The following is a 14,100-nucleotide window of genomic DNA, read 5'->3' as shown; positions in this document are numbered from 1 at the left end:
GCACCATCGAGGCGATCCAGCGCGAGCTGTCCACCGAGGACGGCTTCGTGCTGCGCTACCCCACCTCGGGCGAGAACGCGGGCGTGGACGGCCTGGAGGGCGACGACGACCGGATCGGCGATCTGACCGCGGAGCGGGACGCGTTGCGCGCCGAACTCTCCGGTCTCGGCCAGGCGTTGACCGACGCCCGTACGGAGGCCGCCGCGCTCTTCGCCGAGGCGGTCACCGAGGAACTCGCTTCCCTCGCCATGCCGCACGCCCGCGTCTCCTTCGAGATCCGGCAGACCGAGGCGGCGGACGAGGCGTCCGGCATCGAGATCGGCGGCCGCAACGTGGCCTACGGTCCGTCCGGCGCCGACGAGGTCGAACTCCTGCTGGCCCCGCACCCCGGCGCCCAGCCCCGCCCGATCGCCAAGGGCGCGTCGGGCGGCGAGCTGTCCCGGGTGATGCTCGCCGTCGAGGTGGTCTTCGCCGGCTCCGACCCCGTACCCACCTACCTCTTCGACGAGGTCGACGCGGGCGTCGGAGGCAAGGCGGCCGTCGAGGTAGGCCGCCGGCTCGCGAAGCTCGCCAGATCGGCCCAGGTCGTGGTCGTCACCCACCTGCCCCAGGTCGCCGCGTTCGCCGACCGGCAGCTGCTGGTCGAGAAGACCGTGGACGGCTCGGTGACCAGGAGCGGTGTCACGGTCCTGGAGGGCGAGGACCGGGTACGGGGCCAGCAGGAGTTCGACCTCGTCGGCGCCGGACGGACCGTAGGCCACGTTGCGGCCGCCGATCTCGATGCCGGACGCCTCGTCCGCCGCCTCGGTCTGCCGGATCTCGAAGGAGACGCGGGCGTGCGGCATGGCGAGGGAAGCGAGTTCCTCGGTGACCGCCTCGGCGAAGAGCGCGGCGGCCTCCGTACGGGCGTCGGTCAACGCCTGGCCGAGACCGGAGAGTTCGGCGCGCAACGCGTCCCGCTCCGCGGTCAGATCGCCGATCCGGTCGTCGTCGCCCTCCAGCTCGGTCAGCCGGGCCGCCCCGTCCTCGGCCCAGGCCAGCACGGCGGCGATGTCCACGCCGTACTTGCGGGTGAGACCGGTGAGCGCGGCCCGGCGCTCCTCGACCGCGGCGAGCCGCAGCGGATCGGAGTCCAGCTGGTCCGCGTACCCGGACAGTTCGCCCGCGACGTCGGCGAGCAGGATGGAGATCTCGCCGACCCGGTCGGCGAGCGCGGCGAGCGCCGGATCGTGGGCGCGTACCCCGTCCAGGGCCTGCCGGGCGGCCGCGACGACGGTGGTCGCGTCGACGGCCTCCTGGTCCTCGGGGTTGCCCGCCAGCGCGGTGTGCGCGAGGGCGGCGGCGGAGGCGAGCGCGTCGGCATGGCCGAGGCGCTGTGCCTCGGCGGCGAGCTCGGTGTCCTCGCCGGGCAGCGGTTCGACCGCGGCGATCTCGTTCAGCCCGAAGCGCAGCAGGTCGGCTTCCTGGGCCCGCTCACGGGCGCGCGTGGTCAGCTCGTCGAGCTCACCGGCGACCTCGCGCAGCCGCTTGTAGGCCGCCGCGTACTTGGCATGGGGAACGGCGACGCCGTCGCCCGCGTACCGGTCCAGGGCCTGCCGCTGCCTGGCCGGCTTGAGCAGCCCCTGCTGGTCGGTCTGGCCGTGCACGGCGACGAGTTCGTCGGCGAGTTCGGCCAGTACTCCCACCGGCACGGATCTGCCGCCGAGATGGGCCCGGGAGCGCCCTTCCGCGGAAACGGTACGGCTGATGAGCAGCGCACCGTCCTCGATCTCGGCCCCTGCCTCCTCGGCCCGCAACGCCGCGGCGTCGCCCTCGGCCACCGTGATCCGGCCCTCGACGACAGCGGCCTTGGCACCGATCCGCACCAGGGCGGGATCGGCGCGTCCGCCGAGCAGCAGCCCCAGGCTGGTGACGACCATGGTCTTGCCCGCGCCGGTCTCACCGGTCACCGCGGTGAAACCGGGTGACAGCTCCACCACCGCGTCGTCGATGACTCCGAGCGACCGTATCCGCATCTCCTCCAACACGGACATGACCATACGAGGTTTCATGGCCCGCGCGCACACGGGTCGCGGTCGGGGCGCCGGATCCAGCGGTACGGGAGCCCGCCCGGGGTCAGTGCGGTGCGCCCCGCCAGCCCGACACCGGCAGCGCGAACTTGGCCACCAGCCGGTCCGTGAACGACGCCTGGTGCAGCCGCGCGAGCCGTACGGGCACGGCACCGCGCCGCACCTCGACACGGGCGCCCGCCGGCAGCTCCACGGTCCTGCGCCCGTCGCACCACAGGACCCCGTGCGGGGTGTGCTGCTGGACCTCGACGGCGAGCACCGAGGTCGGCGAGGTCACCAGCGGCTTGGCGAACAGCGCGTGGGCGCTGATCGGGACCATCAGGAGCGCCTCGACCTCGGGCCAGACGACGGGCCCGCCCGCCGAGAAGGCGTACGCGGTCGAGCCGGTCGGCGTCGCGCACACGATGCCGTCGCAGCCGAACCCGGTCACCGGCCGGCCGTCGATCTCCAGCACGACCTCCAGCATCCGCTCGGGCGACACCTTCTGCACGGCCGCCTCGTTGAGCGCCCAGTCCGTGTGGACGATGTCGCCGTTGCTGTGCACGATGACGTCGATCGTCATGCGCTCCTCGACGGTGTACGCCCGGGTGACGACCCGGTCGACAACCTTGTCGAGGTCGTCGCGCTCGGCCTCGGCGAGGAAGCCGACCCGGCCGAGGTTGACGCCGAGCATCGGGACGCCGGAGGCACGCGAGAGCTCCGCGCCCCGCAGCAGCGTCCCGTCGCCGCCGAGCACGATCAGGAGCTCACAGCCGTTCACCGCCTCGGGCGAGGCCTCGGTGACGGTCTCCACGGACGACGGCAGCGGCAGGTCGGCCGCCTCCATCGCCAGGACCCGCACGCCCAGGCCGCTGCGGAGCAGCCCCTGCACGACGAGCTCGGCGCTGCGGATCGCGGCCGGCCGGCCGGTGTGCGCCAGGAGAAATACTGTTCGTGCCGCATTCGTCGTCAACGAGGCCCCTCCGCCACTGCACGGTCGACATCTGCGGGATCCAGCTCCGGTGCTCCGGCCCGCAGCCACAGAAAGTACTCGACGTTCCCCGACGGTCCGGGCAACGGGCTGGCCGTCACGCCCCGGACCCCCAGGCCCAGCGCCCACGCCCGGCGGGCCACCTCCCGTACCGCTTCGGCGCGCAGCTCGGGGCTGCGCACCACACCGCCGCTGCCGAGGCGCTCCTTGCCCACCTCGAACTGCGGCTTGACCATGAGGACCAGGTCCGCGTCGGGGGCGGCGCAGCGCGCCAGGGCGGGCAGCACGAGACCGAGCGGGATGAACGACAGATCGCCCACCACCAGGTCCACCGCCTCGCCGTCGATCGCCTCAAGGGTCAGTTCCCGCACGTTGGTGCGGTCCTTGACGATGACGCGTTCATCGGACTGGAGCGACCAGGCGAGCTGCCCGTAGCCGACGTCCACGGCGAGGACGCGGGACGCTCCGGCGCGCAGCAGCACATCGGTGAACCCTCCGGTCGACGCCCCGGCGTCCAGGGCCCGCCGGCCCTCCACCTCCAGCCCTAGGGGGACGAAGGCGGCGAGGGCGCCCGCCAGCTTGTGGCCGCCGCGGGAGACGTACTCCGGGTCGCTGTCGTCCTTGGTGACGACGAGGGCGGCACTCGTCTCGACCTGGGTGGCCGGTTTGGTCGCGGTGTTGCCGCCGACGGTCACCCGTCCTGCGGCGATCAGCTGGCTCGCGTGCTCGCGTGAGCGGGCGAGCTTTCGGCGTACCAGCTCGGCGTCGAGGCGGCGACGGGCCACTCCTGCCACGTTCGGTTCAGCTCCTGTTGTTGGACGAGTTGTCGTACGGGGGCGTCGGTGCGGGTGCGGACCTGGTGTCGAGTGCGGTCAGCTCCTCGCGCAGGCCACGGTGTACATCCTCGTACACCTCGATGTGTCCGTCCGCCGCGAGGTGGTCCGCATCGGCCAGACGCTCCAGGTGCGCGTCCACGTCGGCGTTCCCCGTGGGCGTGCGTACGACACCGAGCGGTGCCGGGCCGGCAGGCTCGGGCGACATCGTGGGGGGCGGCTCCTGCGGCACGTCCTGCGGGATCTCCCCGGGTGCGGTTCCGGCGGCCGTTCCGGGCCCCGGCGTCGAGTCGCTCATGCGGGAAACGCTACCGCGAAGGGCTGCGGTACCGTCGGTCACGATGGCGACCATGACGGAGTGCCGCAGCGCGCTCGACAGACTTTCCGACAACCTCGCGGGGGCCGACGGCGATGTGCGCGGCGCGGCGGCGCTGGACCGTTCACTCAGCTGCCACATCAAGGACCTCGACGTGACGTTCACCGGACGCCTGGCCGGCGGCCGGATCCAGGTACTGGACACGGTCGAGGGACCGCCCCGCGAGAAGGCGGAGATCCGGCTCGCGATGACCGGGGACGATCTGGTGGCGATGGTGGACGGCGAGCTGAACTTCGCCAAGGCATGGGGCTCGGGCCGGGTCCGCCTGGAGGCGGGCATCCGCGACCTGCTGAAGCTGAGATCGCTGCTGTAGCGGCGAGGCGGCACTTCAAGCCCGTCCGGCGAGGGAGGACAAGGCGTGGCCGCAGGTCACGCGCCCCCGGTCACCGGCACCGCGACCCGCGCACCGCGCTTCCGTGCGGCCGGCACCACCAGCGGCGTCCCCGTCTCCGGATCGGGGATCACCTGGCACCGGAGCCCGAACACCCGCTCCACGAGCTCCGCGGTGACGATCTCCCCGGGCGCGCCCTCCGCGATGACCTCGCCCTCCCGCATCGCGATGAGGTGGGTGGCGTACCGCGCGGCATGGTTCAGGTCGTGCAGGACCGCCACCAGGGTGCGCCCCTGCGTCTCGTGCAGTTCCGCGCACAGGTCGAGCACGTCGATCTGGTGCTGGATGTCGAGGTACGTCGTCGGCTCGTCGAGCAGCAGCAGCGGCGTCTGCTGCGCCAGCGCCATCGCGATCCAGACCCGCTGCCGCTGGCCGCCTGACAATTCGTCGACATAGCGATCACCCAGCGCTCCGACCCCGGTCGACGCCATCGATTCCTCGACAATGCGTTCGTCCTCGGGCGACCACTGCCGTAGCAGCCCCTGGTGCGGGTAGCGGCCCCGGGCGACGAGATCGGCCACCGTGATGCCCTCCGGTGCGATGGAGGACTGGGGCAGCAGGCCCAGCGTCCTGGCGACCTTCTTCGCGGGCAGGCTGTGGATCGTCTCCCCGTCCAGCAGCACCCGGCCGCGGGCCGGCTTCAGCATCCGGGAGAGCGCCCGCAGCAAGGTCGACTTCCCGCAGGCGTTGGGGCCGACGATCACGGTGAACGAGTGGTCGGGGATCTCGACCGAGAGGTTCTCCGCGATGACCCGCTGGTCGTAGCCGAGGGTCACCGAGTCGGCGGTGAGGCGCTGCATGGTCATACTCCGGAGGGGGGTCGGATCGGTGAGGGAATGGGGTGGGTTGCGGGGCCTGTGCCGGCCGGCAGCTCCGTGCCCCGTGCGTGGGCCGTCATATCCGGCCCGCTCTGCGCTCGGACACCAGGAGCCACAGCAGATAGCAGCCTCCGAGGACCCCGGTGACGACGCCGACGGGCAGTTGGCGGTCGCCGAAGGCCTCCATCGAGACCCAGTCGGCGACGAGGAGGAGCGCCGCGCCCATGAAGGTCGCGGCGACCAGGTTCGGGCCGGTGGAGCGGGTGAGCCGGCGGGCGAGCTGCGGGGCGCTCAGCGAGACGAAGGCGATCGGCCCTGCGGCAGCCGTGGCAACGGCGACGAGCAGCACGGCGGAGCCCATCAGGACGAGCCGGGTGCGTTCGACGCGTACGCCGAGCGCGTACGCGGCGTCGTCGCCCATCTCCATCACCCGCAGCGCGGGCCCGTGCGCGAACACCAGCGGCAGCAGTACGCCGCAGACGACGAGCAGGGGCCAGACCTGCGCCCAGTCCCGGCCGTCGAGCGAGCCGGTCATCCAGACGACGGCACGGGTCGCGTCGACGAGGTCGGCCTTGGTGATCAGGTACTGGGTCGCGGCGGTGAGCATGGCGGCGGCGCCGATCCCCACCAGGACGAGCCGGAAGCCGTGCACCCCGCGCTTCCACGCCAGCACGTACACGGCGACACCGGTCAGCAGCCCGCCGGCCACCGCGCCACCGGCGACCGCGGCCGCCCCGCCCTGGAAGAGGACGATCACGGTCAGCGCGCCCACGGTGGCGCCCTGGCCGAAGCCGAGCACGTCGGGGCTGCCGAGCGGGTTGCGCGAGATGGTCTGGAACACGGCGCCGCCGACGCCGAGCGCCGCCCCGACCAGGAGTCCGACCAGCACCCGCGGCAGGCGCAGGTCCGTGACGATGAACTCCTGCTGGAAGGTGCCGTGTCCGAAGAGCGTGGTGACGACCTCGCCCGGCGTCATCGAGAAGTCGCCGCTGCCGATGAGGACGACGGCCGTCCCCGCCGCCAAGGCCGCGAGCAGCACGATGACGAGCGAGGCCCGCACGCTCATCCGGAACGAGTATCCGCCGGCCGTCCGCACGGCCCGCACCGACCGTGCCGTGCCCTTCGTCCCCGCCGTCTCCTCCTGGGTGGCCTTCACAGCTGGGACATCCTCTTGCGTCGTACGAGGTGGATGAAGACCGGCCCGCCGAGCAGCGCGGTGACGATCCCGACCTGCAGTTCGGACGGACGGGCGACGACCCGGCCGACGACGTCCGCGCCGAGCAGGAGCACCGGGGAGAGCACGGCCGCGTACGGCAGGATCCAGCGCATGTCGGGGCCGGTGATCGCGCGCACCAGGTGCGGGATCATCAGCCCGATGAAGACGATCGGCCCGCACGCGGCCGTCGCGGCCCCGCACAGCAGGGTGACGGCGAGCATCGCGAGGACCCGGGTCCGGGTCAGATGGGCGCCGAGGGATCGCGCGGTGTCGTCGCCCATCTCCAGGGCGTTGAGCGGCCGCGCGATGAGCAGCGTCAGCAGCACACCGAGGGCGATGAACGGCCACACCTTGCCGACCGTCTCCATGTTCGCGGAGGCCAGCGAGCCGACGGTCCAGAACCGCAGCCGGTCCAGTGCGGCCGAGTCCAGCAGCTGTACGGCGTTGACGTAGCCGTACAGCGCGGCGGTGACGGCCGTCCCGGCCAGCGCGAGCCGTACCGGATTGGCGGACCGGCTGCCGCCGAGCAGGTACACGGCGCCCGAGACGATCGCGGCCCCGGCGAAGGCGAACCAGACATACCCGGTCAGCGAGGTGACGCCGAAGAAGCTGATGGCGGAGACGACCGCCGCCGACGCACCCGCGTTGACACCGAGCAGCCCGGGCTCGGCCAGCGGGTTGCGGGTCAGCGCCTGCATCACGGCCCCGGCGAGCCCGAGCGCGGCGCCGACGATCAGCCCGAGCACGGTCCGGGGGATCCGGACCTTCCGTACGAGGACGTCGTCGCCGCTCCCCGCGTAGTGGAACAGGCCGTGCCAGACATCGGCGAGCGGCAGCCCCTTGGCACCGATCGCGATACTCGCGAGGCAGACCAGCACCAGGGCGGCCAACGCCACCAGGAGCCCTGCGGCACGTACCGCATGGCGCCTGGGGGGCGCGGCGCTCTCCGGCGCGGCTATCGGGCCCGGGCTCGGGTTCGGAGGACTCTCAACCAACACGTGGTTAGGTTAGCCTAGCCAACCATGAGCTCGGCCTTCCAGGGGGCGGCCGGCCGTCGGACGTACGAGCCGCCGGGCCGCCCCTCGCTTCTTCCTAGAGCCCGAGCCGGGCCAGCGCCTTTTCCGCGTCCAGGCCGCACGAGCCGTCCCCGGCGTGCGACCACGCGGCCCCGCACAGCGCCCGCAGACCGTCGAGCGCGTCCCCGTCGCCCTCCAGCACCAGCGCTTCGCCGTGCACGGAGGCCGTCCAGCCACCGCAGCCATGTGTCTCGCCCGTCCGCGTCACCTCGGGCTGCCCCGTCAGCAGACCACGCAGGTCCGCGTCCACGTACGTCGGCCGGTGCGCGGGCACCGCGGCCAGCAGGTGCGCCGCGTCCGCCACCCCGGTGAGCACCAGCAGGGAGTCCACTCCCCCGTTGAACGCCCCCTCGATGTCCGTGTCCAGCCGGTCCCCGACGACCAGCGGCCGCTCGGCCCCGGTCCGCAGCACCGTCTCGCGATGCATCGGCGGCAGCGGCTTCCCCGCGACCTGCGGCTCGGCCCCGGTGGCGATCCGGACGACCTCCACGGCCGCCCCGTTGCCCGGCGCGATCCCCCGGGCACTCGGGATCGTCAGATCCGTGTTGGACGCGAACCACGGCAGCCCGCGGTTGATCGCGTACGCGGCCTCGGCGAACCGGCCCCACGCCATGTCGGGCCCGCCGTATCCCTGCACCACCGCAGCCGGGTCGTCGTCCGCCGACTCGACCGGTTCCAGTCCCCGTTCACGCAGCGCGACGCGCAGCCCCTCGCCGCCGATCACGAGCACCCGCGCCCCGGGCGGCAGCTGATCGGCGACCAGCCGGGCCACGGCCTGCGCCGACGTGATCACATCGGCGGGCTCGGTGGGCACCCCCAACTCCGTCAGATGCTCCGCCACCGCGGCCGGAGTCCGCAGCGCGTTGTTCGTCACGTACGCGAGATGCATCCCGCCGCCGCGCGCGCTGCCGAGAGCATCGACGGCATGGACGATCGCCTGCCCGCCCGCGTACACGACACCGTCCAGATCGAGCAGCGCGGTGTCGTACGCCTCGCTCAGCGCGGTGCTGCTCCCGCTCGGCCTGGTCCTGCTCGCCCGACTCATATTCCCCGCTCCTCATCGCCTGCGTATCCCCCGATCATCGCGCATCGCCGACCCGCGCATACGATGCGGAAATGAACACACGAGGCCCGGCGGACCAGGGACTGCGTCTGATTCCGTTCCGTGGACTGCGCTACGTCCCCGAACAGGTCGGCAGTCTCGCCGCGGTGACCTCACCCCCGTACGACGTCGTCGTACGCCCCGACGGCCTGCACCATCTGGAATCGGCGGATCCGCACAACATCGTGCGGCTGATCCTGCCCCAGGCCGGCTCCGCGGCCGCCCGGCACGAACAGGCCGCCGCGACCCTGAACCGCTGGCTCGCCGAAGGTGTCCTGGCCCCCGACCCCGAGCCCGCGCTGTACGTGTACGAGCAACGTGACGGCGATACCCTCCAGCGCGGCATCATCGGCGCGCTGGCCCTCTCGGCCCCCGCCGACGGCATCGTGCTCCCGCACGAGGACGTGATGGCCGATGTCGTCGAGGACCGCGCCGATCTGATGCGTACGACCGCGGCGCATCTCGAACCGCTGCTGCTGACCTACCGCAGCGACGGGGACGCCACGGGTACGACCGCTGTCATCGAGCGGACCGTCCACCGGCCGCCGCTGCTCGCGACCACCACCGAGGACGGCTACAGCCACCGGCTCTGGGCGGTCGCCGACGCTGCCGACCGCGCGGAGATCGAGACGGATCTGGCCGGACGTCAGGCCCTGATCGCCGACGGGCATCACCGCTGGGCCACCTACCTCCGCCTCCAGCAGGAGCACACCGTGCCGGGCCCCTGGGACTTCGGCCTGGTCCTTCTGGTCGACACCGCCCGCTACCCGCTCCGGGTCCGCTCCATCCACCGCCTGCTGCACGGCCTGCCCGTCGCCGACGCGCTCGGCGCACTGGGCGGTCAGTTCCGCGTCCGCACCGTCGAGGGGCCGCTCCCCCACGCCCTGGACGTCCTCGCCGATGCCGCGGCTCTGGGCAACGCCTTCCTGCTCGCGGGCGACGGCTCCTTCCATCTGGTCGACCGCCCGGACGAGGCCCTGCTGGCCCGTACCGTTCCCACGGACCGGCCGGCCGCCTGGCGCACCCTCGACGCGACGGTCCTGCACTCCGTCCTGCTCGACCACATCTGGCGGATCCCCGACGACCCTGCCCACATCGCCTACATCCACGACACGGCGGCAGCGGTCGAACAGGCCGAGCGCCACGGCGCCACGGCGGTGCTGATGCACCCGGTGCGCGAAGAGGTGGTACGGGACCTGGCCCGGCAGGGCGTCACCATGCCGCGCAAGTCGACCTCCTTCGGCCCCAAGCCGGCGACGGGCCTGGTGCTGCGCAGCCTGACTCTCGGCTGAACCCCCCGGAACGCAGAAGAGGGCGGCACCCCTTGGGGTACCGCCCTCTTCTCATACGTCAAGCCTTGACGGGACCCTCGTCCTCGTCCGCGTCGTCATCGTCGTCGTCCTCATCGATGTCGTCGTCGGCCTCGACCGGCGCCTCCGCTCCGGCGGGGGCCTGTGCGTCGTCGTCTCCGAGGGCGTCGACGAACTCGACACCGTCCAGCTCGGCAAGGCGGTCCGATGCGTCCGTGGAGCCGTCCTTGTCGGCCTCCAGGGCCTTCCCGAACCACTCACGCGCCTCGTCCTCACGCCCCGCGGCCAGCAGCGCGTCCGCGTACGCGTAGCGCAGGCGGGGCGTCCACGGGTGCACGGCGCTGGAGGCGAGCTCGGAGCTCTGCAGCGTCACGATGGCGGCGTCGATCTGTCCCATGTCCCTGCGGGCGCCGGCAGCCACCAGACGCATCTCGACCTGACCGGCCTTGTCCAGCTTCTGCACCTCGGGCTCTCCGGCCATGGCCATCGCCCGCTCGGGCCGGCCGAGTCCACGCTCACAGTCGGCCATGACGGGCCAGAGCTCCACGGAACCGGTCATTCGCCGGGACGCCCGGAACTCCGCCAGCGCCTCGGCGTACTTCTGGGTGGCGTAGGCGGCGAACCCGGCCGCCTCCCGCACGGCCGCCACACGCGAGGCAAGCCGCAGGGCGATGCGCGAGTACGCGTACGCCTGCTCGGGGTCCTCGTCGAGGAGCCGGGCCACCATGACGAGGTTCCTGGCGACATCCTCGGCCAGGGTCTTGGGCAGGCTCATCAGCTCCTGCCGGACGTCCTTGTCGATCTCGTGGCCGGTGACCTCGTCGGGAATCGGAAGCCGCTTGATGGGCTCACGGTCCCGGTCGTCCCGCCGCTCGTACCCACCACGGTCGTCGCGCCCGCGGTAACCGCCCCGGTCGCGATCGTCCCGCTGCCCGCGGAAGCCGCCGCCGGACGACCCGCCTCGGCTGTCGTCACGGCGGAAGCCACCACCGGACGAGCCACCGCGGCTGTCGTCACGACGGAAGCCGCCGCTGCGGTTGTCGTCATCGCGACGCGGCCCACGCGGCCGGTCGTCACGACGCTCGAACCCACCACTGGGACGCCCACCACGGTCATCGTCCCGACGCGGAGCCCGATCATCACGACGGAAGCCACCGCCGGACGACCCGCCTCGGTTGTCATCACGACGGAAGCCACCACCGGACGACCCGCCTCGGCTGTCGTCACGGCGGAAACCGCCACCCGACGAGCCACCGCGGCTGTCGTCACGACGGAAGCCGCCGCTGCGGTTGTCGTCATCGCGACGCGGCCCACGCGGCCGGTCATCACGACGCTCGAACCCACCACTGGGACGCCCACCACGGTCATCGTCCCGACGCGGAGCCCGATCATCACGACGGAACCCACCACCCGACGACCCACCACGACTGTCGTCACGACGGAAACCGCCACCGGACGACCCGCCTCGGCTGTCATCACGGCGGAAGCCACCGCCGGACGACCCGCCTCGGCTGTCATCACGGCGGAAGCCACCACCGGACGACCCGCCTCGGCTGTCGTCACGACGGAAGCCGCCGCTGCGGTTGTCGTCATCGCGACGCGGCCCACGCGGCCGGTCATCACGACGCTCGAACCCACCACTGGGACGCCCACCACGGTCATCGTCCCGACGCGGAGCCCGATCATCACGACGGAACCCACCACCCGACGACCCACCACGACTGTCGTCACGACGGAAGCCACCACCGGACGACCCGCCTCGGCTGTCATCACGACGGAAGCCGCCGCTGCGGTTGTCGTCATCGCGACGCGGCCCACGCGGCCGGTCATCACGACGCTCGAACCCACCACTGGGACGCCCACCACGGTCATCGTCCCGACGCGGAGCCCGATCATCACGACGGAACCCACCACCCGACGACCCACCACGACTGTCGTCACGACGGAACCCACCACCGGACGAACCACCACGGCTGTCATCACGACGCGGAGCACGATCCCGGTTGTCACGGTCATCGCGGCGGAAACCGCCGCCACCACCGCTGGTGGGCCGGCTGTCGTCACGGCGGAAACCGCCACCGCTGGTGGGCCGGCTGTCATCGCGTCGGTTGCCGCCGCGGTCGTTGTCCCGACGCTGGCCGCCTGATCGGTCGTCACGACCGCCGCTGAAGCCGCCCCGGTCACCGCCGTCCCGGCGACGCGGCTCGCGCTCCGAACGATCGTCGGGAGAGTTGGTGGACATCGGTGGTGCTCCTGTCATCGGGTACTACAGACATTCTTGCGCAGCCGGACACCCGAACACAGTGGACGCGAGCAACTGAGGACAAGCCCTCGGCCTATTAGTACCAGTCAGCTCCACCCGTTACCGGGCTTCCACATCTGGCCTATCAACCCAGTCGTCTACTGGGAGCCTTAACCCCTCAAAGGGGGTGGGAATACTCATCTCGAAGCAGGCTTCCCGCTTAGATGCTTTCAGCGGTTATCCTTTCCGAACGTAGCCAACCAGCCATGCCCTTGGCAGGACAACTGGCACACCAGAGGTTCGTCCGTCCCGGTCCTCTCGTACTAGGGACAGCCCTTCTCAATATTCCTACGCGCACAGCGGATAGGGACCGAACTGTCTCACGACGTTCTAAACCCAGCTCGCGTACCGCTTTAATGGGCGAACAGCCCAACCCTTGGGACCGACTCCAGCCCCAGGATGCGACGAGCCGACATCGAGGTGCCAAACCATCCCGTCGATATGGACTCTTGGGGAAGATCAGCCTGTTATCCCCGGGGTACCTTTTATCCGTTGAGCGACAGCGCTTCCACAAGCCACTGCCGGATCACTAGTCCCGACTTTCGTCCCTGCTCGACCCGTCGGTCTCACAGTCAAGCTCCCTTGTGCACTTACACTCAACACCTGATTGCCAACCAGGCTGAGGGAACCTTTGGGCGCCTCCGTTACTCTTTAGGAGGCAACCGCCCCAGTTAAACTACCCATCAGACACTGTCCCTGATCCGGATCACGGACCCAGGTTAGACATCCAGCACGACCAGAGTGGTATTTCAACGACGACTCCACAACCACTGGCGTGGCCGCTTCAAAGTCTCCCACCTATCCTACACAAGCCGAACCGAACACCAATATCAAACTATAGTAAAGGTCCCGGGGTCTTTCCGTCCTGCTGCGCGAAACGAGCATCTTTACTCGTAGTGCAATTTCACCGGGCCTATGGTTGAGACAGTCGAGAAGTCGTTACGCCATTCGTGCAGGTCGGAACTTACCCGACAAGGAATTTCGCTACCTTAGGATGGTTATAGTTACCACCGCCGTTTACTGGCGCTTAAGTTCTCAGCTTCGCCGACCCGAAAGTCAGCTAACCGGTCCCCTTAACGTTCCAGCACCGGGCAGGCGTCAGTCCGTATACATCGCCTTACGGCTTCGCACGGACCTGTGTTTTTAGTAAACAGTCGCTTCTCGCTGGTCTCTGCGGCCACCCCCAGCTCATGGAGTAAATCCAATCACCAGTGATGGCCCCCCTTCTCCCGAAGTTACGGGGGCATTTTGCCGAGTTCCTTAACCATAGTTCACCCGAACGCCTCGGTATTCTCTACCTGACCACCTGAGTCGGTTTAGGGTACGGGCCGCCATGAAACTCGCTAGAGGCTTTTCTCGACAGCATAGGATCATCCACTTCACCACAATCGGCTCGGCATCAGGTCTCAGCCTTAACGTGTGACGGATTTACCTACCACACGGCCTACACCCTTACCCCGGGACTACCACCGCCCGGGCTGGACTACCTTCCTGCGTCACCCCATCGCTTACCTAGTACAAGTCTGGTTCGTCGGCTCCACCACTACCCTCAACTCCGAAGAGATCGGGCCGGCTTCACGGACTTAGCATCGCCTGATTCAGTATTGGGCGTTTCAAAGCGGGTACCGGAATATCAA

Annotated in this window: 11 protein-coding genes, 1 rRNA gene and 1 pseudogene (1 of these 13 running past the window's edge); 2 read left to right on the top strand and 11 right to left on the bottom strand. The window is 70.5% G+C overall.

Features of this window, described 5'->3' with window-relative positions; genetic code table 11:
- Positions 1–668: 668 nt before the first annotated feature.
- The 4 genes and pseudogenes from EAO72_RS00090 to EAO72_RS00075 all read right to left on the bottom strand — a co-directional run.
- Positions 669–2,033 (bottom strand): annotated as a pseudogene (locus EAO72_RS00090) (DNA repair protein RecN); the annotation flags it as partial.
- Between the two features lie 82 nt (positions 2,034–2,115).
- Positions 2,116–3,021, bottom strand: coding sequence for an NAD kinase (locus EAO72_RS00085; RefSeq protein ID WP_148015110.1), 906 nt, complete (start codon positions 3,019–3,021; stop codon positions 2,116–2,118).
- The gene (locus tag EAO72_RS00080; RefSeq protein WP_148015109.1) at positions 3,018–3,833 is read right to left on the bottom strand and encodes a TlyA family RNA methyltransferase; all 816 of its coding nucleotides are present in this window, start codon (positions 3,831–3,833) and stop codon (positions 3,018–3,020) included. The genes EAO72_RS00085 and EAO72_RS00080 overlap by 4 nt, the downstream gene beginning before the upstream one ends.
- A 7-nt stretch (positions 3,834–3,840) precedes the next feature.
- The gene (locus EAO72_RS00075) at positions 3,841–4,170 is read right to left on the bottom strand and encodes a hypothetical protein (RefSeq protein ID WP_261991244.1); all 330 of its coding nucleotides are present in this window, start codon (positions 4,168–4,170) and stop codon (positions 3,841–3,843) included.
- A gap of 43 nt (positions 4,171–4,213) precedes the next feature.
- Between EAO72_RS00075 and EAO72_RS00070 the strand changes: the two genes are divergently transcribed.
- The gene (locus EAO72_RS00070; RefSeq protein ID WP_148015108.1) at positions 4,214–4,561 is read left to right on the top strand and encodes an SCP2 sterol-binding domain-containing protein; all 348 of its coding nucleotides are present in this window, start codon (positions 4,214–4,216) and stop codon (positions 4,559–4,561) included.
- Between the two features lie 56 nt (positions 4,562–4,617).
- On the opposite strand, the gene EAO72_RS00065 is transcribed toward EAO72_RS00070, so the two are convergent.
- The 4 genes from EAO72_RS00065 to EAO72_RS00050 form a co-directional block, all read right to left on the bottom strand.
- A complete protein-coding gene (locus EAO72_RS00065; protein WP_148015500.1) occupies positions 4,618–5,439 on the bottom strand; it encodes an ABC transporter ATP-binding protein in 822 nt (273 codons plus the stop codon).
- Between the two features lie 94 nt (positions 5,440–5,533).
- A complete protein-coding gene (locus EAO72_RS00060) occupies positions 5,534–6,523 on the bottom strand; it encodes a FecCD family ABC transporter permease (protein WP_148015499.1) in 990 nt (329 codons plus the stop codon).
- 86 nt (positions 6,524–6,609) lie between these two features.
- Positions 6,610–7,569 (bottom strand): FecCD family ABC transporter permease, encoded by a 960-nt coding sequence (locus EAO72_RS00055; protein ID WP_148015107.1) that lies wholly within the window; start codon positions 7,567–7,569, stop codon positions 6,610–6,612.
- Positions 7,570–7,765: 196 nt separating this feature from the next.
- Positions 7,766–8,794: an HAD-IIA family hydrolase gene (locus tag EAO72_RS00050; RefSeq protein WP_148015106.1), complete on the bottom strand. Its 1,029-nt coding sequence runs from the start codon at positions 8,792–8,794 to the stop codon at positions 7,766–7,768.
- A gap of 71 nt (positions 8,795–8,865) precedes the next feature.
- Between EAO72_RS00050 and EAO72_RS00045 the strand changes: the two genes are divergently transcribed.
- Entirely contained in the window at positions 8,866–10,143 is a 1,278-nt protein-coding gene (locus EAO72_RS00045; protein ID WP_148015105.1) for a DUF1015 family protein, read from the top strand.
- Between the two features lie 58 nt (positions 10,144–10,201).
- Here the strand turns inward: EAO72_RS00045 and EAO72_RS42435 are convergent, their stop codons facing one another.
- The 3 genes from EAO72_RS42435 to EAO72_RS00035 form a co-directional block, all read right to left on the bottom strand.
- Positions 10,202–10,936: a tetratricopeptide repeat protein gene (locus EAO72_RS42435; RefSeq protein ID WP_222724057.1), complete on the bottom strand. Its 735-nt coding sequence runs from the start codon at positions 10,934–10,936 to the stop codon at positions 10,202–10,204.
- Positions 10,936–12,318 (bottom strand): hypothetical protein, encoded by a 1,383-nt coding sequence (locus EAO72_RS43725; RefSeq protein WP_222724056.1) that lies wholly within the window; start codon positions 12,316–12,318, stop codon positions 10,936–10,938. Before EAO72_RS43725 ends, EAO72_RS42435 begins: the two co-directional genes overlap by 1 nt.
- Before the next feature lie 162 nt (positions 12,319–12,480).
- Positions 12,481–14,100: ribosomal RNA gene (locus tag EAO72_RS00035) — 23S ribosomal RNA — on the bottom strand; it runs 1,506 nt beyond the window's last position.

Source organism: Streptomyces sp. OR43, from assembly GCF_008042275.1.
GTDB lineage: Bacteria > Actinomycetota > Actinomycetes > Streptomycetales > Streptomycetaceae > Streptomyces.
This window is presented reverse-complemented; position numbering and strand designations above follow the sequence as displayed.